The organism is Gelatiniphilus marinus (genome assembly GCF_042684345.1).
GTDB lineage: Bacteria > Bacteroidota > Bacteroidia > Flavobacteriales > Flavobacteriaceae > Gelatiniphilus > Gelatiniphilus marinus.
Map to the genome: position 1 here is coordinate 38,295 of NZ_JBHULK010000007.1, position 25,585 is coordinate 63,879.

At 37.3% G+C, this 25,585-nt stretch carries 20 protein-coding genes; 10 read left to right on the forward strand and 10 right to left on the reverse strand.

The window, feature by feature from the left end:
• Positions 1-3: 3 nt before the first annotated feature.
• On the reverse strand, positions 4-1,233 hold the full coding sequence (locus ACFSQS_RS14040; RefSeq protein ID WP_388020276.1) for a nucleoside permease: 1,230 nt from the start codon (positions 1,231-1,233) through the stop codon (positions 4-6).
• A 20-nt stretch (positions 1,234-1,253) separates the two neighbouring features.
• Positions 1,254-2,216, reverse strand: a complete 963-nt coding sequence (locus ACFSQS_RS14045) for a sugar phosphate isomerase/epimerase family protein (RefSeq protein ID WP_388020279.1) — start codon at positions 2,214-2,216, stop codon at positions 1,254-1,256.
• 206 nt (positions 2,217-2,422) lie between these two features.
• Between ACFSQS_RS14045 and ACFSQS_RS14050 the strand changes: the two genes are divergently transcribed.
• The 10 genes from ACFSQS_RS14050 to ACFSQS_RS14095 all read left to right on the forward strand — a co-directional run bounded on the left by ACFSQS_RS14050 (position 2,423) and on the right by ACFSQS_RS14095 (position 14,428).
• Positions 2,423-4,129, forward strand: coding sequence for a GMC oxidoreductase (locus tag ACFSQS_RS14050; protein WP_388020282.1), 1,707 nt, complete (start codon positions 2,423-2,425; stop codon positions 4,127-4,129).
• Between the two features lie 5 nt (positions 4,130-4,134).
• The gene (locus ACFSQS_RS14055) at positions 4,135-4,749 is read left to right on the forward strand and encodes a gluconate 2-dehydrogenase subunit 3 family protein (RefSeq protein WP_388020285.1); all 615 of its coding nucleotides are present in this window, start codon (positions 4,135-4,137) and stop codon (positions 4,747-4,749) included.
• 13 nt (positions 4,750-4,762) lie between these two features.
• Positions 4,763-5,569, forward strand: a complete 807-nt coding sequence (locus ACFSQS_RS14060) for a 3-keto-disaccharide hydrolase (RefSeq protein WP_388020288.1) — start codon at positions 4,763-4,765, stop codon at positions 5,567-5,569.
• Positions 5,566-6,534: a formylglycine-generating enzyme family protein gene (locus ACFSQS_RS14065; protein ID WP_388020291.1), complete on the forward strand. Its 969-nt coding sequence runs from the start codon at positions 5,566-5,568 to the stop codon at positions 6,532-6,534. The genes ACFSQS_RS14060 and ACFSQS_RS14065 overlap by 4 nt, the downstream gene beginning before the upstream one ends.
• Positions 6,535-6,548: 14 nt before the next feature.
• Complete coding sequence (locus ACFSQS_RS14070) at positions 6,549-7,877, forward strand: Gfo/Idh/MocA family protein (protein ID WP_388020294.1); 1,329 nt, start codon at positions 6,549-6,551, stop codon at positions 7,875-7,877.
• A 68-nt stretch (positions 7,878-7,945) separates the two neighbouring features.
• Positions 7,946-8,875 carry a hydroxypyruvate isomerase family protein gene (locus ACFSQS_RS14075; RefSeq protein WP_388020297.1) on the forward strand — a complete coding sequence of 310 codons (930 nt, stop codon included), beginning with the start codon at positions 7,946-7,948 and terminating at the stop codon, positions 8,873-8,875.
• A 10-nt stretch (positions 8,876-8,885) separates the two neighbouring features.
• A complete protein-coding gene (locus tag ACFSQS_RS14080; RefSeq protein ID WP_388020300.1) occupies positions 8,886-10,325 on the forward strand; it encodes a Gfo/Idh/MocA family protein in 1,440 nt (479 codons plus the stop codon).
• A gap of 15 nt (positions 10,326-10,340) precedes the next feature.
• Entirely contained in the window at positions 10,341-10,733 is a 393-nt protein-coding gene (locus ACFSQS_RS14085; RefSeq protein WP_388020303.1) for a transmembrane 220 family protein, read from the forward strand.
• Between the two features lie 61 nt (positions 10,734-10,794).
• Positions 10,795-13,650, forward strand: coding sequence for a TonB-dependent receptor (locus tag ACFSQS_RS14090; RefSeq protein ID WP_388020306.1), 2,856 nt, complete (start codon positions 10,795-10,797; stop codon positions 13,648-13,650).
• A gap of 28 nt (positions 13,651-13,678) precedes the next feature.
• Complete coding sequence (locus ACFSQS_RS14095) at positions 13,679-14,428, forward strand: ThuA domain-containing protein (protein ID WP_388020309.1); 750 nt, start codon at positions 13,679-13,681, stop codon at positions 14,426-14,428.
• 106 nt (positions 14,429-14,534) lie between these two features.
• Here the strand turns inward: ACFSQS_RS14095 and ACFSQS_RS14100 are convergent, their stop codons facing one another.
• The 8 genes from ACFSQS_RS14100 to ACFSQS_RS14135 form a co-directional block, all read right to left on the reverse strand.
• Positions 14,535-16,481, reverse strand: coding sequence for an auracyanin family protein (locus ACFSQS_RS14100; protein ID WP_388020312.1), 1,947 nt, complete (start codon positions 16,479-16,481; stop codon positions 14,535-14,537).
• Positions 16,481-18,373, reverse strand: coding sequence for a family 16 glycoside hydrolase (locus tag ACFSQS_RS14105; RefSeq protein ID WP_388020315.1), 1,893 nt, complete (start codon positions 18,371-18,373; stop codon positions 16,481-16,483). The genes ACFSQS_RS14100 and ACFSQS_RS14105 overlap by 1 nt, the downstream gene beginning before the upstream one ends.
• A gap of 367 nt (positions 18,374-18,740) precedes the next feature.
• Positions 18,741-20,039: a TRAP transporter large permease gene (locus ACFSQS_RS14110; protein ID WP_388020318.1), complete on the reverse strand. Its 1,299-nt coding sequence runs from the start codon at positions 20,037-20,039 to the stop codon at positions 18,741-18,743.
• Entirely contained in the window at positions 20,039-20,503 is a 465-nt protein-coding gene (locus tag ACFSQS_RS14115) for a TRAP transporter small permease (protein WP_388020321.1), read from the reverse strand. Before ACFSQS_RS14115 ends, ACFSQS_RS14110 begins: the two co-directional genes overlap by 1 nt.
• Before the next feature lie 2 nt (positions 20,504-20,505).
• Complete coding sequence (locus ACFSQS_RS14120; RefSeq protein WP_388020324.1) at positions 20,506-21,486, reverse strand: TRAP transporter substrate-binding protein; 981 nt, start codon at positions 21,484-21,486, stop codon at positions 20,506-20,508.
• 16 nt (positions 21,487-21,502) lie between these two features.
• Entirely contained in the window at positions 21,503-22,171 is a 669-nt protein-coding gene (locus tag ACFSQS_RS14125; RefSeq protein WP_388020327.1) for a bifunctional 4-hydroxy-2-oxoglutarate aldolase/2-dehydro-3-deoxy-phosphogluconate aldolase, read from the reverse strand.
• A 78-nt stretch (positions 22,172-22,249) separates the two neighbouring features.
• Positions 22,250-23,296 carry a PfkB family carbohydrate kinase gene (locus ACFSQS_RS14130; protein ID WP_388020330.1) on the reverse strand — a complete coding sequence of 349 codons (1,047 nt, stop codon included), beginning with the start codon at positions 23,294-23,296 and terminating at the stop codon, positions 22,250-22,252.
• A 117-nt stretch (positions 23,297-23,413) separates the two neighbouring features.
• Positions 23,414-25,582 carry an alginate lyase family protein gene (locus ACFSQS_RS14135; protein ID WP_388020333.1) on the reverse strand — a complete coding sequence of 723 codons (2,169 nt, stop codon included), beginning with the start codon at positions 25,580-25,582 and terminating at the stop codon, positions 23,414-23,416.
• Positions 25,583-25,585 lie beyond the last annotated feature (3 nt).

Genomic DNA, 25,585 nt, shown 5'->3' on the forward strand with positions numbered 1-25,585 from the left:
AATTTATGATTTGTACTCTACTTTTTCATTCTTAAAAAACACAGCAAACAGCACGAATACGCCAAAAGCAAAAAACGCCGGGAACAACCAAATGTCTTGCCAACTATGTACCCCATCGCTAATTACGTTTTTATCCACTATTTGTCCTGCTACCCAAAAACCAATTAACATACCAACGCCGTAAGTAGCCAATGTTATTAAGCCTTGCGCGGCACTTTTAACTTTCTCGCCAGCTTTGGTATCTGTATAAATCTGGCCCGACACAAAAAAGAAATCGTAACATATACCATGCAATGCAATGCCTGCTATAAGCATAAAAAACAAATTGCCAGCATCGCCAAAAGCGAATAAAATGTAGCGTATTCCCCAAGCCAACATGCCAACCAATATGGTTTTTTTAAAGCCGTATTTTTTAAAGAAAAACGGCAATAAAAGCATAAACAGCACTTCGGACATTTGCCCCATTGTAGCCCAAGTAGTTGAATTTTCTACGTTATTTTCAGTTAGAAAAAGACTGATATTCTGATAGTAAAATGCCAACGGAATACATATTAAAACAGACGAGATAAAGAACAACAGAAAATTTCTGTCCTTTAATAATTTTAAGGCATCGAGCCCTAAAATATCCGACAGGGTAACTTTTTCGCCTTTTTTTATTTTAGGTGGTGTTTTTGGCAATGTAAAGCTAAACACGCCCAATATCGCCGATGCGATAGCAACCATTGTAAAGGTGTTGGATAGCATGCCTTGACCTATGTTTTCTATAGAATCCCATTTAAAAACAAGGCTTATAATCCAACCGGCCAAAATCCATCCTATGGTACCAAAAACACGTATTAAGGGGAATTGTTTTGCAGGATTGTTCATTTGATTAAAAGATACCGAATTTACCAATGCCAAAGTTGGCATATAAGCAATCATATAGCCCAAAACATAAGGGTAAAACACAGCAAATTCTGTTACTTGGGCCATTTGATACATTAAAAAAGCACCTATTAAATGTAATACGCCCAAGATTTTTTCAGCATTAAAAAAACGGTCTGCAATTAAACCTATAACAAAAGGCGCGATAATGGCGCCCCAAGATTGTGTAGAAAACGCCATAGCTGTCTCTGCTCCCGAAGCATTTAAGTTGTTTCCTAAAAAAGCGCCTAGGGTTACAAACCATCCGCCCCAAATAAAAAATTCGAGAAACATCATAAATGATAATTGAAATTGAGTTTTAGCTTTCATATAAATGGCGTAAAATGTTTTTATTTAATTTGTTTTGAAGCTTTTACAAGAAGGTTTTTAGTGGCCAATATACCTTTCTCTTCAGGTAAGACATTACCTTCGTACTCAACGCCTATGTATCCGGTATAGCCTGCATTTTTAACGATTTGCAACATTCTTTTATAATCTATTGCAGTATCGTTTCCTTTATCATCAAAATTATACGATTTTGCGCTTACCGCTTTTGCATAGGGCATCAATTCTTTCACGCCCTTGTATTTATCGTATTCTTCTTCGCATCCATTGCTTTTGCGTTTAATGCAAAAATTACCAAAATCGGGCAAAGTACCGCAGTTGGGCATATTTACCTTTTGCATAACGGTTGCAAGCCATTTGCCGTTGGAGGTGTAGCCACCATGATTTTCAACTAAAATATTAATGCCCTGTGTTGCGGCGTATTCAGATAATTTTGTTAAACCAACAACGGCTTGATCCAAAACCTGATTGTAAGTCCCTTCGCCATGGGCATTTACCCTAATGGAATGGCAGCCCAAGGCCTTTGCGGCATCTACCCATTTTTTGTGGTTTTCTACCGCGGCGTTTAATTTCTTTTCGTCGCTACTTGCCAAATTACCTTCACCATCAACCATGATTAGCAAATTTTTAATGCCGTAGGTTTTGCTTTCGGCTTCCAGCTTTTCAACAACGGCATCCATACCCAATGCTTTAACCTCTTTATTGTAAAGGCCACTAACATATTCAATAGCTTCAAAACCCATAGCATTGGCTTCTTTTGCAAAATCAAACGGGCTCATTTTACCGCTTCCAATTTTTTTATGCAAAGACCATTGGGCTAAAGATATTTTAAAAAACATAGGCTGCTCAATTGTTTCGGTAACACTTAAAACCGTTTGCTCTTTGGGCTTTTTACAAGATGAAAAAAAAAGTACAAACAGTACGATAATTAGTTTAGGAGTATTTTTAATTAGCGGTTTAATTTCCATGGTGGGATAGTTATTTAATTAATCGACAATATTTATATCGATTTTATCGGATTGGTATTAAAACTTTCAACATTTAATAGTGCAAAATAATTAATTTCCCATGTATTTAAGAATTTAATTGCCATTTTCTTTATTTTAATTGTTATGATTATTAACTTATCCGAAAATTTACAGTTGTTTTAAAAATTCTCCAAAAACAGTTTTTAATGAAAGAAACAATAAACCCAAATACCTATGACGCCATAGTTATAGGAACAGGAATCAGTGGCGGATGGGCCGCTAAAGAGCTTTGTGAAAAAGGCCTAAAGACATTGGTTCTGGAACGCGGTAGAATGGTTAAGCATATTGAAGATTACCCAACGGCAAATCTGGACCCTTGGGATTTTGAGCTCAGGGGAACACCCGCATTAATAGACAAAAACAAACAACTAAAACAAAGCCGTACAGGATATACTACCGCAGAACACAGCAGGCATTGGTTTGTAAACGATTTAAAACATCCCTATAACGAAACCAAACGCTTTGACTGGATGCGCGGTTACCATGTTGGCGGACGCTCCATTATGTGGGGAAGACAAAGCTACCGCTTAAGTGATTTAGACTTTGAAGCCAATAAAAAAGATGGCCACGGTGTAGATTGGCCTATTCGATATAAAGATCTTGCCCCATGGTACGATAAAGTTGAAGAATACATTGGGGTAAGTGGCGAAAAATTAGGATTACCCCAACTACCCGATGGCGTTTTTGAACCGCCCATGGAATTAAACTGTGTTGAAGCACATTTAAAGGAAAAACTCTCTGAAAACTATTCAGATCGAGTATTAACCATTGGTCGGACAGCACATATTACGGGCGATAAAAGTCGTGAAGGCAGAAACAAATGCTTTTACCGAAACCGATGTATTAGAGGCTGCCCTTTTGGTGCTTATTTTAGCAGCAACTCATCCACCTTACCTGCTGCCGAACGCACCGGTAATATGACCATGAGACCACACTCTATTGTACATGAAATTATTTACAACGATAACTTAAAAAAAGCAACGGGAGTAAAAGTGATTGATGCTGAAACCAAAGAAAGTCTCGTATTCAACGCTGAAATTATTTTTTGCTGTGCCTCAACGGTAGCTTCTGCGGCCATACTCATGCAATCTAAATCCAAGCGATTTCCAAACGGTTTGGGCAACGACTCGGGCGAATTGGGGCACAATATTATGGATCACCACTTAGGCGCTGGAGCTTCAGGGGTTATAGACGGATTTAAAGACAATTATTACAAAGGCCGCCGCCCAAACGGTATTTACATTCCGCGATTTAGAAACCTAGGCACAAAAGCCACCGAGAAAAAGGAATTTGTTAGAGGGTATGGCTATCAAGGCGGTGCCGGCAGAGGGGACATCTCAGACCATATTGCAGAATTGGCTTATGGCGCAGAGCTAAAAGAAAAAATATTGGAACCCGGTGGCTGGCGTATGGGATTGGGCGGTTTTGGCGAATGCTTACCCTACCACGATAACAAAATGAGTTTAGACTACCATAAACTCGATGCATGGGGGCTGCCCACAGTAACCTTTGATGCCGAATGGAAAGAGAACGAATTGAAAATGCGGGAAGATATGATACAACAAGCTGTTGAAATGCTTAAAAACGCAGGATTCAAAGACATTAAAACCCGTAACCACATAGCTGCCCCAGGCATTGGAATTCATGAAATGGGAACCGCTCGCATGGGCAGAGACCCAAAAACATCGGTTTTAAATAAACACAATCAAATCCACACCGTACCCAACGTTTATGTTACCGATGGGGCTTGCATGACATCTTCGGGCTGCCAAAACCCATCGTTAACCTATATGGCCTTAACGGCACGGGCCGCAAATCATGCCGTAAAACAATTCAAAAAAAATAAAAGCTAAAAACCATGAACAGAAGACATGCTTTAAAAAGACTGGGATTATCTATTGGCTATACCCTAGCAACGCCAACTATTGTTAGCATGCTGCAAAGTTGCAAAACCGAAGCCAAACTATGGGTGCCAAACTTTTTTACGTTGGATGAAGGCTTGGTTGTAAAAAATATAATCGACCTCATTTTGCCCAAAACACAAGATGTGCCCGGAGCACTGGACCTTAACGTCCCCGAGTTTTTAGATTTATATATTTCTAAAACATACACTGAAAAAAGACAAAAAAGATATAAAAAAGATATAAATGCTATAATGGAAGCTTTACCAATCACCGAAAAAAGTGTGAATGATTTAAAAACTGAAGATTACGACGCTCTACTGTCCAAATATCTAAAAACCAACAAAAAGCAACAATTAGCTTACAAAGCATATAATGATGAAAAAGACCAAAAAAATGAAGACGCCCTGATTTTTCAGGCTCTGGACAATTTAAGAAATTTTGCAATTTGGGCATTTAAAACCAGCGAACAAATTGGCGAAAACGTGCTAGCCTACGATCCCGTTCCAGGAATTCAAAAAGGCTGTATTCCTTTAAACGAAGCTACAGGAGGTAAAGCATGGTCGCTTTAAAAAACAAAAACTTATGAAAAAAACATTCAATCTTTTAGCAGTATTCTTTTGCATTGCCCTTTTATTCAATTGCAAAAACGATGAAAAGAAAAAAACTGAATTTACCGAAAAAGAAAACTGGGTTAAATTATTCAATGGTAAAGATTTAAACAATTGGACCATTAAAATTAAAGGACATCCTTTAGGAGAAAATCACAAAAACACTTTTATTGTTGAAAATGAAGTTTTAAAAGTAAACTACAAAGAATATGATTCCTTCAACAACGCTTTCGGCCACATTTATTACAATAAAGCATTTTCAAATTATAAATTTAGAATGCAATACCGTTTTACTGGCAATCAATTAAAAGACGGAGCTGGTTGGGCAACACGAAACAGCGGGGTTATGATTCATTGCGAAGACCCAAAAAACATTGGCTTGAACCAAGATTTTCCAGTATCTATCGAGGTGCAGCTTTTAGGAGGCTTGGATACTGGCGAACGACCAACCGGAAATTTGTGCACACCGGGTACTCATGTTGAGATGAACGGTGAATTATTCACGCCGCATTGTGTCAATTCCTCATCAAAAACCTTTAACGGCAACCAGTGGGTTAATCTTGAAATTGAAGTTAGAAACGACTCTATTATCAAGCATTTTATTAATGGCGAAAATGTTCTCACTTATACTAAACCTCAAATTGGTGGCGCAGTAGATTACAATGAAGACTTTTGGAAAAACAAAGCGGGAACACCTCTAAAAAAAGGCTTTATTTCTTTACAAAGCGAAAGTCATCCTGTTGAATTTAAAAATATAGAGATTCTGGAATTGCAACAATGAAAAACAGCTTAAATTTAGTATTTACTTTTATAGGTATCATTAAAATAGGAACTCTTTGTGCTCAAGAGTTTAAAGATTATTCTCAAAATTTAAAAGACGAACAAACAACCATTGAAATGATAGCCGTAAAAGGAGGATTGTTTTTAATGGGAGCAAATACAAATGATACCACTCGTAAAGATGATGAAAAACCAAAACACGAAGTGGAAGTTGGTGATTTCTGGATGGGTAAATACGAAATTACTTGGGAACAATATGATGCTTTCGTATTTGGTGAATTTGGCCCCGAACAATTTATAGATAAAAACAAATTAACTGACTTAGGAATTGATGCCGTTTCTGGAGCAACACCGCCGTATGTTGATATGAGTTTTAACATGGGAAAAGAAACCCATCCTGCTGTAAACATGACACAATATGCGGCCATTATGTATTGCAAATGGCTAACATCAAAAACGGGTGTGTTTTACAGGTTGCCAACAGAAGCCGAATGGGAATACGTTTGCAAAAAAGGAAAAACTGACGAAGATTCAAATCTTAAAAATGTAGCTTGGTTTAACGAAAACACCAATGGTAAATATAAAAAAACCGGATTGAAAACAGCAAATTCTTTAGGTATTCACGATTTATTGGGCAACGTTTCAGAATGGGTTATGGATCAATATGATGCAGATTTTTATAAATCCTCACCAAAAGTAAATCCTTGGAATAAACCAACCAATCTATACCCAAGAGTGGTTCGGGGAGGCTCTTGGAAAGACACCAAAGACAAATTATGTTGTACCGCAAGAGGTCAATCTAAACCAAAATGGAAAAGAAGAGATCCACAAATTCCAAAAAGCAATTGGTGGCATACTAATGCGCCATTTGTTGGTTTTCGTGTGGTACGACCAAAAATCCAACCCTCAAAAGAAGAAATAAAAACATATTGGCTAAACGCCATAGAAGATTACGGGCTAAACTAAAAAGACATAAGACCATGCACCAAAAAAAGAACAATTTATCAAGGCGAAACTTTGTAAAAGGCTCGTCTTTAGCAGCGGGAGGACTTATACTTACACCTTCATTACTCACAGCAAGTCCAATATTTAATAATGCTAAAAAATTAAAATTAGCTGTTGTGGGTTGTGGCGGACGAGGTACCGGTGCTGTTAGTCAAGCTTTAAGAGCAGACCAAAATGTAGAGTTAGTTGCTATGGCCGATGCTTTTTCAGATAGATTGGAAAATGCCTATATCAGCCTATCAAAAATGTTCCAAACTGGGAAACTCAACGTAAAACCATCCCATAAATTTGTAGGTTTTGGATCTTATAAAAAAGCCATTGACGCTGCCGATGTTGTTATTTTAACCACACCTCCAGGTTTTAGACCGCAACATTTTGAATATGCCGTATCTCAAGGAAAACATGTTTTTATGGAAAAACCTGTTGCTACAGATGTTGCAGGAATTAAAAAAGTATTAGAAGCCGCTAAAGTTGCAAAAGCCAAAAAATTAAATGCAGTGGTTGGTCTTCAAAGGCGTTATCAGGCAAGTTATTTGGAAACCTATAATCGTATTCAAAAAGGCGATATTGGCCAAATTGTATCTGGTCAAGTATATTGGAATGGCGCAGGGGTTTGGGTAAGGCCCCGCGAAACTGCTCAAACAGAAATGGAGTACCAAATGAGAAATTGGTACTATTTTAATTGGATTTGCGGCGACCATATTTTAGAGCAACACATTCATAATATAGATGTGGCAAATTGGTTTATTGGCGGATACCCAATAAAAGCAAGTGGAACTGGAGGGAGAGAAGTAAGAAAAGGAAAAGATCACGGACATATTTTTGATCACCATGTGGTAGAGTTTAAATACGAAAATGGCGCTATTATTTCCAGTCAATGCAGGCATCAACCCGGAACAAAAACGCGAGTAGATGAATATTTTCAGGGTACATTAGCAACATCTTATACAGATGGAGGCGGCTCTGCAAGATTAAAAAAATATGATGGAACCAGCATCTATAATCACAATAACGAAAATGATATCAATCCCTATCAACAAGAACTTAATCGCTTGTTTAAATCTATACGAAATGGAGAAGTTATTAGCGACGCTGAAAATGGTGCAAAAAGTACAATGACAGCTATTTTAGGAAGAATGGCAACCTATTCGGGAAAAGAAATAACGTGGGATCAAGCCATGGCATTTGAACATAAATTAGTACCAGACGAAGACGCACTTACTTTTGATTCTGTGCCTCCTGTAATTCCAGACGAATTTGGAAATTATCCTATTCCAATTCCCGGAAAAACCAATTTCTCGTAAAATGAACCCATAATGGGCATTTAGAAATTAAATTCTATGGTCTCTAAAACTTAACAAATATAAAACAGATGAAACGAAGATCTTTTATAAAAAAAAGTACGGCTACAGCATCTTTATTAGGAATTAGTGTTACAGGAATTAATGCGATGAATATTTTAGATTCTAAAACAAAAAAAAGCATGAATAGTTTTAAATTAAATTACGCACCACATTTAGGCATGTTTAAAAACCATGCGGGAAATAATCCTATTGACCAATTAAATTTTATGGCAGACCAAGGTTTTACTGCATTTGAAGATAACGGAATGAAAAATCGCACTGTTGAAATCCAAGAAAAAATGGCAAAAACCATGCGTGATAGAAATATGGCCATGGGCGTTTTTGTGGCACATAAAATTTATTGGAAAGAGCCTAACCTCGCAAGCGGAAACCCAGACAAACGACAGGAGTTTTTAAATCATATAAAAGAATCTGTTGAAGTCGCAAAACGGGTTAATGCAAAATGGATGACGGTGGTACCGGGGCATGTAGATTTAAGTCAAAATATGGATTACCAAACCGCTCATGTTATTGAAACGCTAAAACAAGCTTCGGCTATTTTAGAGCCTCATAAAATAACCATGGTCTTAGAACCTTTAAATTTTAGAGACCATCCGGGGTTGTTTTTAACAGAATCACCACAAGCTTACCAAATTTGTAAAGCTGTAAATTCGCCATCTTGTAAAATATTATTCGATATTTATCATCAACAAATCCAAGAAGGAAATTTAATTCCAAATATTGATAGCTGTTGGGACGAAATTGCCTATTTTCAAATCGGCGACAACCCAGGCAGAAACGAACCCACAACAGGCGAGATAAATTACAAAAATGTATTCAAACACATTCATTCAAAAGGATTTAAAGGCATTTTAGGAATGGAGCACGGAAATTCAATTCAGGCTAAAAAAGGTGAATTAGCAGTTATTGAAGCTTATAAAGCATCAGATAATTTTTAAATATCGAGAAATGAAAAAAGATCACAAAGCAAACAACAGAAGAGCTTTCATTAAGAAAACCGCTTTAACATCTTTAGGAATATCTATTATACCAAGACATGTTTTGGGGAAAGGATTAGTTCCTCCCAGCGACAAACTTAATATTGCCGTTATTGGCGGTGGTGGCAAAGGGTATTCTGATGCCATTAACGCTTGGAATAATGGCGCATCAAACATTGCAGCCATTTGTGATGTAGATTGGAACCAGTCAAAAAGATTGATGGAGAAATTCCCAAAAGCCTTAAAATATCGCGATTATCGTAAGCTTTTTGACGATGTAAAAAATATCGATGCGGTTACAGTTTCCACACCAGACCACACCCATGCTGTTATTGCCATGGCTGCCATAAAATCGAACAAACACGTGTATGTGCAAAAGCCATTAACGCATAGCATTTACGAAGCTAGAATGCTTACCGAAGCAGCAAACCAATATAAAGTAGTAACGCAAATGGGCAACCAAGGGGCTTCTGGAAATGGCGTTAAACAAATGATTAAATGGTTTGATGAAGGCAAAATAGGCACCGTAAATAAAGTTCATGTTTGGACCAACAGACCTGTTTGGCCCCAAGGCATACATAAACCAACTGACAAACCCGCAATGATTGATGGTTTAGATTGGGATACTTGGATTGGGCCTGCAAAAATGGTAGATTACCACCCATTATACCATCCGTTTAAATGGCGTGGTTGGTGGAATTTTGGAACTGGCGCTTTAGGCGATATGGGTTGCCATTTAATAGACCCGCCGTTTAGAGTTTTGGGCTTAGGCTACCCAACCGAAGTAGAGAGCAGTGTTGGAGCGGTTTTTAAAAAAGATTGGTCTCCAGAGTATTTACCAGAATCTTGCCCGCCTTCATCAAGAACACAATTAAAGTTTCCAGCTTCGGCTAAAAACGAATCAGAAATCACATTAACATGGTCTGATGGTGGCTTAAGGCCTTTTCATCCGGATTTAATCCCTGCCGATCATCCTATTGGAGACCACGATAGCGCAAATGGCGTTATAATGATTGGAGACAAAGGAATTATGACCTGCGGAACTTATGGCGTTGCCCCAAAAGTGTATTTGAATAATGGAGATATGTTAACATTTGAAGACACAGAGACAAACCCATTGCCTGAAAGTGGGCATAACGCGTCTTGGGTTGAAGCCTGTAAAGATGGCTATGGCAAAGAAAAACATAAAGCACTTACCTCATCTTTCGATTATGCAGGCCCATTAACCGAAAGTGTTTTAATGGGCAATCTTGCCATTAGAAGTTACAACCTTAGAACACCAAAAGGAAACGGTTTTGAATACCCGGGAAGAAAAAAACTACTTTGGAATGGCGAACAAATGAAAATTACTAATTTTGAAGAAGCCAACCAATTTGTAAAAAGAACCTATCGCGAAGGCTGGACGTTATAGTTTACCAATAAACCCATGAAAAACAATAAACCATTAAACATAAAGAAGAAGACCATCAATTTTATGCTGTGTATTCTGTTTATAGTTTTTGCACTTTTACAGTTAAACGACCCCGATGGAATCTTATGGTTTTCAATATATTTTATAGTAGCCATCTTATGTTTGTACAACAGCTTTAAACCCATACCAAAATCGTTTTTAATCATAACAATTGTAGCCCTATTGTTTTTTGCCGTACTTCATTTTTCTTTATTTATAGATTATTTAAAAACAGAAAACAAAGAAGAAATTTTCGGCAAAATGGATTACAAGAAACCCTATTTGGAAGGCACAAGAGAATTTATAGGGCTTTTGCTGGCCACTTTAGGACTCCTCTATCAAATAAAGATTAGAAAAAACGATAACTGATACTTTTTTCAAAAAACAATCAAACTTTAAGCTTAAAACCAAACATTTTTCAAATTAAAATATGAACAAAAACATATTGCTCTTTCTGTTTACAGCAGCTGGCCTATTTTGTAATTCCGCGTTTTCACAAGCCACTATTAACGGAGAAGTAAAAAACGGTTATGGCAAGCCCATTGCAGGTGCTAATATTGTTTTAAATCCTTTTAACCAAACCAGTATAACTGATGCCAACGGTTTTTTTAAAATTGAAAATATAACTTCCAATAATTACACAATAAGCATATCGCATTTGGGCTACAAGACTATTAGCGAAACCATTAAAATAACTAAAAAAAACATAAGCCTTAACTTTATTTTAGAAACTGATTTGCTAAACCTACAAACCATAGTGGTTACAGGTACTTTTAACCCTAGAATACAATTAGAATCTAGCACTTCTGTAAGTGTGATTAATTCAAAATCAATACAACAAAATTATCCACAAGGCACTGCAAGTTTACTTCAAAATATCCCGGGTACATTTACCGATGCTTCTGCCGGCGAAGTGTTCACAAAAGTCTATACGCGAGGTGTTTCAGCTTCCGCTGAAGACGATACCGGTTGGTACTATGTCTCGCTTCAAGAAGATGGGCTTCCCGTTAGCTTGGTACTGCATTCTTATTACGGCCCCGATCTTTTTCATCGTTTAGATTTAACTACCCAAAAAGTGGAAGCCATAAGAGGAGGAAGTGCATCTATCACAGCACTCAATGCTCCCGGAGGTATCTATAATTTTATATCTCAAGGTATTAGAAATGAATTTGGAGGCGATATTCAATTATCAAATGGCTTTCAAGGCGATGGAAATTATTTACATAAAATAGATGCCAATATTGGAGGGCCATTAGGTAACAATTGGTTTTTTAATGCCGGCGGACATTATAGGCAGGACGATGGCGCAAGAAACACCAATTTTACGTTTAGCAAAGGCGGGCAGTTTAAATTCAATGTCATTAAAAAGAATGCCCAAGGATATTTAAAATTTTATGGAAAGATTTTAGATGATTATACCAATCGATACACCGGAGTCGCCGCCACAAACTGGGACAGCCCTAAGCCTGCTTTCGGTCAGGATTTTGGTTCAACCGCGCTATTAATGCCTAGTTTTAATGCTAATATTCCAGATGGGCGACACCTAGCTCAAGGCGCATCAAATAGCTTCGATCCCTCAAAGGGTGTACACGCTAAAGATTTGGCTTTGGGGTTCGATATATCGCAAAATTTAGGCAATAATTGGTTGCTGAAAAATAACATAAAATTCTCTGCCAAAGATGCCAATTGGCAAACCTCGATAAGCAATAATTTTATTGGTCTTGATGATTTTTTAGTTTCAGGACTAAGTCGCGATTTCGAATCTTTATTTGGAGGCGATTTTTCTGCTTTCGGAAATTTGGTTTTTCGTGATGCCAATAGCGGAAATGAAATAGCAAGAATTAACAACTTAGGCTCATTGGCAGTTTTTCAAGCTGAGGCTCCCAGCTTTAAATACTTAACAGATGGCCGACTACCAAATGATGCCATAATGGGCACCGCAACTTGGTTAAAGTATAATACTGCAAAAGAATGGATGGACCAATTAACCTTTCGGAAAAAATCAAAAAATCACGAATTTAATTTTGGTCTTGCGGGAGGTTTTTCTAATACTTCAATGTTTACCCAAGGCAGTTTTGCTTATGTTACCTACGAAGCCAATCCAAAGATGCTTCGTGTTACTGTTGAAAATCCAGGAGAACCAGTACTCGCGTTATCCGATTCCAACGGCGTTAGCAATTACGGTGGTTTGTTTTTTGTAAATTCAAGAGCCAAAGTAAGCCAATTAGCGACTTTTGTTAATGATAGATGGAAAGTTTCAGATTATGTGCATTTAGATTTAGGTTTACGCTACGAAACCATTACACACAAAGGCAGTAAAGATCGATTTGCGCCGTTTACGCAAAATGGTGGTGTAGATGGAAACGTTAACACGGTTTACGATAATGGTATTTTAGCCCCTACAGGTCAGCAAGATAATTTTAATTACAACTACAATTACCTATCTTTTTCAGGAGGCATCAATTATAAAATTGATGATGAAGCTGCTTTGTTTGCTAGATTTTCAAAAGGAAATAAGGCACCAGAATTGAATTATTATTTCAACAATTTCTCTAATGTTGCCATCAACAAAAAAGGAGAAGTACAAAAAATAAATCAAGCTGAATTTGGTGCAAAATACAACTTGAAAGACTTTTCTTTTACAAGCACTTTATTTTGGAGTCAGCTTAAAAATATTGGTATTGCTAATTTTGAATTTGACTCAAGCAATAATAGTATTTTCTATACACCAATTCAATTTAACACATCAAGAACCATTGGTTTAGAATGGGAAAGTGTTTATTCGCCTGTTCAAAATATCACCTTTCGTTTTAATGGCATCATTCAAAAGCCAAAAGCAACTAAATGGAAAGTTTATGATGCAGCAGGATCGGTTGATACAAGTGATGATAGTATTACAGACTTTTCAGGAAACACGCTGCCTTTTAACCCTAAACTCATGTTTAATCTGAGTAACGAATATGAAAAAGATAAAATTTCAGCCTTTATAAAATGGCAGTTTATGGGCAAACGCTATGGCAACGTTTCAAACGGGTTTAAGCTTCCTGCTTACAGTATTTTTAACGCAGGTGCTGGATATCAAATAAGCAAAAATTTATCAGCAGATATATTGGTAACCAATCTTTTTAATTCTGAAGGTTTGGCCAATTTTTTTGGCGCTAACAGTTTTGGTGCTAATGCCAACGGTGCAACACCCGAGTTTATAACAGCCAATCCAGATGCTAGCTTTGTGGTTTTTCCTGTGTTGCGCAGAAGAGCCTTAATAAAATTAAATTACAGTTTTTAATATCTTCATTTTAAAACAATTCAAACCTATGAAACCTAAATTTATAAAATCCATATTGATTTTCGCCATAAGTATTTTGATAATTTCATGTGATAAAAAAGAAGAAAAAATATTGGTATTCAGTAAAACAAATGGTTTCAGGCATGGTTCAATTGAAGCTGGAATAACTGCGTTAAAAAAATTAGGGAAAGAAAATAACTTTAAAGCCGTTGCCACTGAAGATTCATTATATTTTGTTGAAGATTCATTAAAACAATTTTCCGCTGTCGTTTTTTTAAATACCACAGGAGATATTTTAAACCACGAACAGCAAGCCGATTTTGAACGCTATATTCAAACTGGTGGCGGGTTTGTGGGCGTGCACGCCGCTACCAATACCGAATCTGAATGGCCGTGGTTCAACAAACTTGCAGGTGCTTGTTTTAATGGGCACCCTAAAATACAAGAAGCGAAATTACATGCGGTAAACAAGAATCATTTATCGACAAACCACCTTGAAGACACTTGGGTTAAAACGGACGAATGGTACAATTTTAAAGATATCAACCCAGATATTAACGTACTAATTACCATAGATGAAACCACTTATAAAGGTGGCACTAATGGTGAAAACCACCCTATTTCGTGGTATCATAATTTTGATGGTGGTCGTGCTTTTTATACCGCCATGGGGCATACAAACGAAACTTACGCAAACCCCTTGTTTTTAAATCATTTATTGGGTGGAATTAAATATGCCATTGGTAAAAACCCCCAAAATGCTTACACAAAAAAATAAATAATGGCTTGCAATGTAGCACAATTGGTTCATTAGCCTAAACATGTTCCATGCAAATATTTATAAGTTAATGTAGATCAAAAAAATTGTATTGTAAAAAAAAGACTCAATCCAAAGCATTAATCCAAGCCGCAATTTTAAGCGCTTCGTCTTTTGGAACCTGAGGCATGGGCGCCATTGGTGTGGCATATTCCGGCCAGTTTTTAGGCTGCGGATTGTAAATAAGCTGCACCATTTCCTCATCGGTATAATTGCGTTTGGCTATTAGCTTAAAAGATGGCCCAACCAATCTTTTTTCTTTATGATGGCATGCTACACAGGTATTATTGGTTAAAAGGGGCTGAACTTGCTCGTCTGTTAAAACGGGTTGCTTTTTGGCAACTGCTTTTTTATTTACGCGGGGTTTCATTTTAACCGTTTGCTTTTTAATACTTGAAGATCGTTTTGTTGAAAGTTGAGATAATTCCAATTTATCTCCATCAGCAATATTATTTAAAGTATAATAAAACGTTGGGTGCAATGTTAACTGGCCCGATTCCTTTTCCTTAACACCATTTAAAGTTATTTCGTGCACATAAAACGGTGTTAAATTATCTGTTACAATACGCACTTTATAACCATCGATACTTACTTTGACCCCTTTTAAATTAATGGTTTCCAGATTGGCTTGCGGACTTCCGTAAGCGGCATGATATTTATAAATATAACTTTTGCCTTGATACGAGTCTAAATCTTCAGCAGTGCTTTTATCTACCGGTTTTGTAAATTCAATCTCAAAACCATCGGGCATCGATTTTACGGTTTTCATTTCAAAAGGGATGCGCCCCGTCCATGTTAAATACTCCAAACCAGAATTAGTAGTTCCGGCCGATCCCCAACCTCTATTGGTTTCGCCAACAAAAAGGTTTCCGTTTTGGTCAAAATCCATACGCATCACGCCCGATTGGAATCCCGATCTAAAATCGAAAGCCACACCTTGATATTCGCCTTTTACTTTTTCAAGAACCACGCGCATAATTTTGCTTTGTCCCATATCGCCAACAAAAACCTGTCCGCTAAATGGCCCAAACTTCCCGCCTGTTTTATCTACTTTTATTTCGGAATTTGAAATGCCCAAAATACCGTGAGGCAATACCACTGCTGGCAATTGTACTTCGGGAAAAGATGCTTTTGCTTCATAAACAAAATCGGGGTCTTTTTCATCTATAATATTTTCAGGCTTTACGTAGCGCCCGTTTTTTTTAACTTGGCGTTTATCAATTTTACCATAAAAAGCTTCTTTGGTAAGCTTTATGGGCGAATCTTTATGTTCGCTCCATTTAAGACCCGCCGGATGTGCTGTAAACACGCCTTTAGGCAAGTGCCACAAACCTCCAGACCCCACCCAATCGCCTTGGTTATCGGTATAAAACAATTCATCATCAATAAGTCCGTAACCCGCTGGCGATCGCATTCCTGTTGCCCAGGGTTCCATTTGGCCATCTTCATAAATTTTCATGGTCCATCCGCGCCATAGCACACGACTTTCGCCTCGCCACCACTCCTCGTTTCCAAAAGCCACATTAGCCGTTACAAAAAAAGCGTTGTCTGGAGCTAAAACGGGACCAAAAGAATATTCGTGATAATGTGTTGATAATGGCCACGCATAAACAGTTTTGTAAACATCGGCTATTCTATCGCCATCTGTATCTACAAGTTTAGTGAGTTCGCCCCGTTGTGCAGTGTATAGCGCGCCATCTTTATAGGCCAAACCCAAAGGTTCGTGCAATCCGGATGCAAACTTTATAAATTTGGACGGATGGCCATTTGCCATGGTTGGGTTTTCGATAATCCAAACATCGCCACGTCTTGTACAAACCGCTATGGTGCCATCGGGCAACGATACAACACCGCCGCCTTCAACCTTAACCCCTTCTGGTGTGGGCACTTTTGTTATGCGGTAATAATCTTCTTCTTTAGGTGAGCTTTGGGCTATTCCTATTTGTGTAAAAGCAATCACAAACAACACGATTATTACTTTAATTTTATTATGAATTACTTTGTTTTTCATCATTACCAAATTATTTCATATTTAATGTTACTACCATCAACTGGGATTATCAATTCTGTTTCACCGTTAACTTTTCGAACTATAGGATTTTGACCTGTTCGCACTTTAACATAATACTGTTTATCCTTTATAAGATAAGCGCCGTCAGACATTTTTTCAACCTCGCCAGAAGCCAATTTGCAATACCAATTTGTTAATCCGGATTTTGAAAATTGAATGTCGTGAACCACATAATTATTGTTAGGGTTGGGTGTGATTCTATTTTCAATATCAACATTTTTATAACGGTATTTAAAGACTGGCAACCATGTGGTTTTATTAATTACATAGCCTTTTGAAACAAATTCTGGTGCGGTTCCTGTTTCCGGAAAAGCGGTTTTGGAATCAGAAAGTTGCGCAATAGGTTGGTTTAAGAACGTCCATTGAACGGCGCCTTTTGGTTTAAACGATCCATCACCACGGCTGTGCCACATGGGTGTAGCATCGACAAACTCGCCTCGCCAAACACCAACAAGATTACCTGCACCTAAATCGTAAATATAGTTGACACCCTCTGGTGTGCCTACGCCAATGGTGTGCGACAAGCGTTTGCCGTTACCATTAAAACTCACAAAGGCTCTTAACAAACGGGGTTTAGAATCCGGTTGCACAAAAATTGGAGATACCGAATTGATATTGGGCGGATAAGAATCATAGGTGTGAAAATCTCTTGAATTGGTGGATTTGCTTTTAATGGTCAATCCTAATCGTGGTGCTCTCCACGCAGCAGATTTAATATTGACAAGAATGAATTTATGTGTTCCTTTTGATAAGGTTACCTCTTCATTTAGCCAGCCTTCAGCGCTCGAAGAATTATCTTCTACTATTTTTTTGTTATCAACAATAAGCTTTACACCTCCGGTATAACCTACGCTAATTGTATAATCATCTTCTTCGGCAACATCCAAAGTTCCCATGTAAATAATGCCATATTCATCTTCTTCACCAACACTAAGAATATCGATTTTATTGGATTTACCGGTTGCCACTTTAGCGTTTTCGTTCAATTCGTCCAATCCCTTAAACGCGCCTTTGTAGATAACATGCGAAAGTGATGTGAGCGCCACTGAAGATTCTTTCAATAATTGATATTTAAAATTCCTGATGGCAACGGGTCCGTGGTTTCCTTGTATTAATAGCGGGCCTTTGGCCACTTCGTTCTTTTCAATGGGGCCGCCGGTATAGGTTGGAACTTCGACATTGCTATGGATTCGAACACCATTTAAATCGACTGAAATAAATTTAGCGTTTGCTGTTTTTTTACCCGTCTCATCAAAACGTGGTGCCTGAAAATGCACTTTATAGGTTTGCCATAACCCAGGTGCTTTTGATGCATTGCTAGTTGGCGGTATGCCTCTGAAAATTTTATCTTCATCGGTTTCCCAATTGTTATGAAATCCACCCATATCAGACCCTAATGGGTTTTTAACGCCCCAACTGTCTTTTAACTGCAACTCGTATCGCCCTTGAAAATATATGCCGGAATTTGATCCTTTTGGAAGCAGCACCTCCAACTCCAAAAGTAAATCTCCGTGTTCCCAATTGGTAATTAAGGCATCATGCTTTTCTTTATCATTTATATTTAAAAGAATACCTGTTCCCGGGGTTGACTCAATGGCTTTTGGTGGCTCGATGGCATTTCTTTTTTTCTTTCTACGTTTCTTTTTCTTTTTTGAATTGTTTTCTTCTGTTGTTTGGTGATACACGTCAACATGCCTATTTACCGTTACGTCACCCACTATTTGCCAGTTTCCGGCCTGAGCTTTAAAATTGTTTAAATTATCGAGTTTTATTTGCTCTTGCGCAGACAAATAAAAGCAAAAAAGCACCGCCATTAATAAAAGCCTGATTTTCATAATTACCATCTTGTTAAGATGTCTAATTTAGGCATTTATATTAATATTGACCTTGTTTACAAACTTGGATTGGATTTAAGAAAATTGTTTATTGCGGTTTAACTTACTTTAATACAATAGGTATTTAAGTAGTGCTTGCGATAGTTTTTGGAAACCAAGTTGTGATAACCGATACATTTTAAAGGTTTCAACCAGAGAACACTTAGGGAGCTTTATACCAAAAATTCTAATCGAGCAGTTTACATTTAGCATGGTAAAAATGTAATGCCTAACTTTTGTTATTAATGGCTTTGGCTAAAAATTAAAGTTTTTTTAAAGCACTACTATATCAAGCCTGAATGCTATTTATAATTTAATTACCCAGATTTTACAATAAACCGAATAGCCTAGGCAACCAAAGGCTTAATTCTGAAAAATAAGTTACAATAAACAAAGACACTATCATTGCTAAAAACAAAGGCAGTAGAGGCTTTACAACTTTTTCTATGGTTGTGTTTGCAATACCTACCCCAACAAAGAGCACAGAGCCAACGGGTGGTGTGCACAGACCAATAGATAGGTTTAGAACCATAATAATACCGAATTGAATAGGATCCATTCCTAATTCTGTAATTATTGGTAAAAATATAGGTGTAAAGATTAATACAGCTGGTGTCATATCCATAAAAATACCAACAAACAATAGTATTAAATTAATAATTAGCAAGATAACTATTGGATTATCGCTTATTGTTAGCAAAACAGAACTAATTCCTTGAGGAATATTCTCGTAAGACATAACCCAGGACATGCTCATTGAGGCGCCAATTAAAAGCATTACTATAGCTGTTGTGCCACAAGACTCTAACAAGATTTGCGGAATATCTTTTGTGCTTATTTCTTTATAAACAAACCCCAAAATAAGGGTGTAGAGTACGGCTATTGCCGAAGCTTCAGTTGCAGTAAAAATGCCGGCAACTATGCCTCCAATTACTACTACCAGCAGCATTAAACTAGGAAATGCTCTTATAAATGTTTTGCCAACTTGTTTTATTGTACTTCTTTTACCCACATTATAACCTTTTTTTTTAGCCCAAAACGAAGCTACTACCATAAGGAGCAAACCTGTAATAATACCAGGAACATAACCTGCTAAAAACAGTGCTGCTATAGATACGCCACCACTTGCCAATGAATATACAATAAGCACATTACTAGGCGGAATAATTAGTCCGGTTGTAGAAGATGTAATATTTACTGCCGCTCCAAATTCTTTTGAATAGCCTTCTTTTTCCATTTCTGGACCTAATATGCTTCCCATTGCAGAAGCAGATGCCATTGCTGAACCTGCAATTGCCCCCATTAACATAGCTGCAATTACATTGATTAAGGCCAATCCACCTGGGAGCGACCCAACCAAGGTTTTAGCAAAATCTATTAAACGATGTGCTATCCCGCCTTTATTCATAAGTTGCCCAGAGAGCACAAAAAACGGAATAGCCAACAAAGCAAAACTGTCTAAGCCCGTTGCCATGCGTTGAGAAACCGTTGTGAGCGCGGGGAGCATTGAGATACTGGTCATCATGGTTAATAACGATGAGATAGCAATACTCCACGCTACCGGAACACCTATTAACAATAAGCCTATAAAGCTAAGCACTAAAACGAGTACGGGTAAATATTCCATTATAATTGTTTGTTTATGATATCTGAAAGCTTATAATAAATAATTAGAATACCACTTATTGGAATGATTGAATAGACCAAAGCAAGCGGAATCTGCAAAGCCGGAGAGTACTGGCCTAAAGTAAATGTTATATAAACCAAACGAATACCTCCAACCACAAAAGCTGAAAAGCAAAAAACAATAATAATCCAATTAATAAAAATTTTCAGCTTTGTTTGCCCTTCTTTATTTAACCTTGCTGGCAATAAATCTATAGCCACATGCATTCTTCTTCCCGATATGTATGCAGCTCCTAACACACCTACCCAAATCATTAAGTAACGTGCTAGTTCATCAGTAAACGAACTAGGTGAGCCCATTACAAATCTGGTAAAAACCTGCCAGAGCACATTAACCACCATAACAGCCATAATTACAGCAAGTACGATACCTAAAATACGATCAACTTTTTTTCTTAGCTCCATAATTATTGGGTTTCTTGAATTTTTTTAATAAGGCTATATATAGATTCATTACTCTTGTAATCTTCATAAATAGATGCTACTTTTTTCTTGAACACCGATTTATCTGGCCTTACAACCTTCACACCCGCTTCTTTAACAGCTTGTAAAGCCTCTAGCTCTGATTTGGCCCATAATTCTCTTTGATATTTTACTGAAACATCTGTTGCTTTTTGCAACCAAGACTGTTCTTGGGCAGATAAACGCTCCCACAAATGAGTACTTATAATTAAGACGTCTGGTATAGTGGTATGCTCGTTTAAAGAATAAAACTTACAAACCTCGTAATGCCTAGAAAGGTAAAATGTTGGCGGGTTGTTTTCGGCACCATCAACAACACCTTGCTGTAGTGCTGTGTATAATTCTCCTGATGAAATGGGTGTTGGCGAACCACCAAGACTGGTTACCATATCCATGGCGGTAACGCTCTCCATTACCCTTATTTTTAAACCTTCAAGGTCTTTTGGTGTTTCTATGGCTTTTTCTTTGGTATAAAAACTTCGGCTTCCGGCATCGTAATACCCTAAACCCTTTAGCCAGTATTTTTGTCCGCCGTCCAATAGTCCTTTACCAATGGCTCCATCCAAAACTTTAAAAGTATGTTCTCTATTTTTAAACAAAAAGGGTAACCCTAGTACTTTCATGTTTGGAGAGAAGTTTTCCATAACAGCTGCAGATACTTTGGTCATGTCCAAGCTACCAATTTGGAGCAATTCCAAGCATTGGCGCTCGGAGCCTAATTGCTGGTTGGGGTATATTTCTAATTTTAATTTGCCTTTTGAGTTTTTTTCCAGTTCGTCGCCCATTAGCAACATAGCTTTATGAACAGGGTGTCCGGTATCCAGTCCATGCGCTAATTTGATGGTTTTTTGTTTCTGCAAAGAATCGCATGAGCACAAGGTAAAAATTAAAGACATGGCTATAAATACCGAAGATAATTTTTTCATTAATAATAAATTACAATTATACTCTTACTGCTTTTATAGATTCTAAAGCTTTTCTTACATTGTTTTCCAGCTTTTTGTAATCATTATTGGCGATAATGTCTTTAGATATTAGTTTAGACCCCATCCCAACGCATGTTACGCCAGCATCAAACCATCCTTTTAGGTTTTCCTTGGTAGGTGATACTCCCCCTGTTGGCATAATACTTGTCCATGGTTGTGGGCCTTTAATGCCTTTTACAAATTGTGGCCCATAAATATCGCCCGGGAATAGTTTTACAATTTCGCAACCTAATTCTTCTGCTCTGGCAATTTCTGTTAGTGTTCCGCAACCCGGAGACCACAATACTTTTCGTCTGTTACAAGCTAAAGCTATATCTTCTCTTAGCACAGGGGTTACAATAAAGTTGGCGCCCAATGCCATATATATTGATGCTGCTGCCGCATCTGTAACAGAGCCAACGCCCATAATCATTCCTGGTAATTGCGCGATGGCGTATTTTGTTAATTCGCCAAAAACCTCGTGGGCAAAATCGCCTCTTGCGGTAAACTCCATTAATCTTGCACCCCCATTGTAACAAGCTTTTAAAACCTGTTTGCCAACTTTAATATCGTTATTAAAAAACAAGGGGACCAGCCCAGTTTCTTTCATAACACTTGCAACTTCTATTCTTGTAAATTGAGCCATTTAAAATATGTATTTGTTTGTTTTCTTAATTGTTTATCTGTTAAATTGAATAAAGAACTCAACAGGCAAACACTTATATTATCTTGCTACTCGACCAGAGGCATCCCCATCCATTAATTTTTCAACCTCTGAAACGGTTACTAGGTTTGCATCGCCTTTTATGGTATGTTTTAAACAAGATGCTGCTACTGCAAAATCTAATGCATTTTGGTCGTTTTTTGGGTATTTCAATAAACCGTATATTAACCCACCCATAAACGAATCGCCACCACCAACGCGATCTACAATATCGGTAATTTGATATTGGCGTGTTTGGTACATTGTTTTTCCATCATATAAAACGCCTGCCCAAGTGTTATGGGATGCAGATATTGAGCCTCTTAAAGTGGTTATTACTTTTTTTGCTTTCGGGAATTTTTTCATCATTTGTTTGCAGACCGACAAAAAGGCTTCGGCTTTTACATCCTGGCCCTGCTTGTGCACATCTAAACCTTCTGGATGAATACCAAAGTGTTTTTCGGCATCTTCTTCGTTTCCTAAAACAACATCGCAATACGCGGTTAATTCTGTCATTATTTTTTCTCTTTGCTTTTTATCGCAATAGGTCCAAAGTTTAGCTCTATAATTTAAATCTGTTGATATGGTTATACCTTTTGCACTTGCTGCTTTTACTGCTTCTAAACAAACATTGGCTGCACCTTGTGAAATGGCCGGGGTAATACCCGTCCAATGAAACCATGCGACGTCTTTAAAAACAACATCCCAATCAATCATTCCTGTTTTTATTTCTGCCATTGCAGAATGTGCCCTATCGTAAACCACTTTGCTCCCTCTGCTTACGGCTCCGGTTTCTAGAAAATAAATACCTAAACGGTTGCCACCCCATACTATTTTATCTACGCCAACACCACGTTTGCGCATTTCCATCATGGCGCATTCGCCAATATCGTTTTTTGGTAAGCGTGTTACAAAATCTACAGGCACGCCATAGTTGGCCAAAGATACTGCTACGTTAGATTCTCCGCCGCCATAAACCACATCGAAACTTGATGCTTGCGAAAACCTTAAAAATCCTTGAGGCGCCAACCTTAGCATAATCTCTCCAAATGTTACTACTTTGCTCATTTATTAATTTTATTAGAACTTATTAAATTTATCTTGTAAATTTCGGAATTGTGTAAAAAACACAAAGGGTAGAAACTGCCCAAATTAGAGGGTAAAATTGATACGGTCTTAAAATGTTTATTCTTTAATGATATGAATATGCGAGCCCTCTTTGTCTTTTTCAATTAAAACAACCTCGCCACTTACCAACCTATTATTAACCTTAAAAAAGTTTGATGCTGGCGCAGGTGAATTGTGAACTACGAGCATTGTGTACTCTTTGTCGTTGATAGCAACAGAAAGAGCCTCTACGTCGGTGTCTTTTAGCAACACATTGTTTCTGTTATAAACCGGTACTTTTTTATAGGTTAGTGCCGTATTATCTGGAAAATACAATACCGAAATAAATGAGGCAAAGCCCTGCGCTTTTTTATACAATTGGGCACTTTTACTTTTTTCTCTTAAATTATATTCTGAAGAATACCAAGAATCATTCAGAGCAATCTCAATAGGTTTTATGGGTTGTATTCTCAAATTGTTTTTAAGATAGGTGGTTGTTAAGCCTTGGTTTTCTATTTTAACATTGGTATTTGGAAAATTAAAATACTGCGAGTATTTATGCTTGCCGTTAGATGAAAAACTATCGAAAACCAACCATATATTTGGTTTTAAAAACAGTAATCGTCTTTTTACCGATACCGGATCTTCCAATCGTTTATAAGCTGTGTTTTCTGCTTCGGCATAATCAAAACCTGTTGATATTTTAGTGTAAATACCTTGAGAGCGCGCTTCAAAACTATTAATCCAAGAGTCTTTATAGATAGTATTTGGCAAATCATCTACACCTAGTGTATTGTGGCTTATATTGCTTTTAAACAGATCCCTCCATTTATTATCAACGTAAGTATAGCGGCCACTATCTACCAAATAATCTTTGTTGTTGGCAAAAATTGTAAAATGCAATATGTTATCGTGCCCATGACCGCATCCTAATTTTTTTAAATGAAAACTAGAATATGTGGCATCTTCTGCCCAAGAGGTTCGCATGTACAAATCGCCGGAACTTTGCTGGTAAACAGACAAGAATTCGGGTGTTTTAGCACTTAGGCCTTTGTAATTTATGGCTTTCTGATTTCCTAGTAAAAAGTAAGTCTCGTAATCGAATTCTGGAAATGCCCTTGATTTTAATACAGCATCGTTAAATAGAGACGATGCTAGTGTTATCAGGCCTCTTAAATCTGTATCGTCGCTATCACCCAAAAGTGGTTGATGGAAATTTGGTTTTTGCCATTTTACATTGGCATAGGCCATATCTTTTGTTTTTTGCTCAATGGCTTTTGGCAACTTAAAACCCTTTAATTGAGCTACCAAATTAACATTCATATAACAATGGAATACTTCGTTATGGTACATTGGCGATTGTTCCCATTGAGTGCCATCTGGCAAAACCTGCAAATTAGCACAGGTGGTTAATTTCTCCAATGCATCTTTTTGCCATTGTTGGGCAATTTTAAATTCGGTTAAAAAATGAGCCACGTTAAATAAACCTTGATATTCTAAAACGCCCCAATTACTGGTTTTCGAGAAATTGCTAAACGCACTATTTATATAGTCTGCGTGTTGGTAAAGCGAGGTAATGAATTTTGACAAAAACTCTGGTGTTACGTGTTTGGAGTGTTTTACGTACTCAAAGGTTTTAATCCAGTTTTCGCACCTTATGCCAGCTTCAATTCGTCTCCATGATAATTTTTTAAGGCTATCTTGTAAAGGGTTTTTATCAATCCAATGCGTTATCTGTTCTATAAAACCCTTGGCGTATTTTTCGTTTCCGGTTATAAAATAGGCTTTTCCTAAATCGGTCCAATACTTATGTCTGTTTAACATAAAACACCATTCTTCATCACCATTTGGGATGGCCGTCCAATCTATTTCGTCTTTGAATTGATGGGGAATATTGGTTTTTTCCATGTCCCAATCGTATCGAAACAAAAAATATTTATCTAAAACTTGGTTGGCAACTTCAATGGTTTTTTTTATGTCCTGTGGATAGTTGCCATTAATATATGCCAAATCATTTTTAGTTACTTGTAAATACAGGTTATCTTTGGCTCTATAAACTTTAAGCAATTGCCTTAGGGCTTCTTTATGATTGTTGTTGGCAATCGATTTTTTTACTGATTTTAATTCTGGAACATTGTAGTCAAGCTTGTTAAAAAGAGATTGATTCTTTTTTTGGGCAGAAACACTAATGGCAGATACTACAAAAAACAGAACATAATAAACTGATTTAAAGCACATTGATTTCATTGT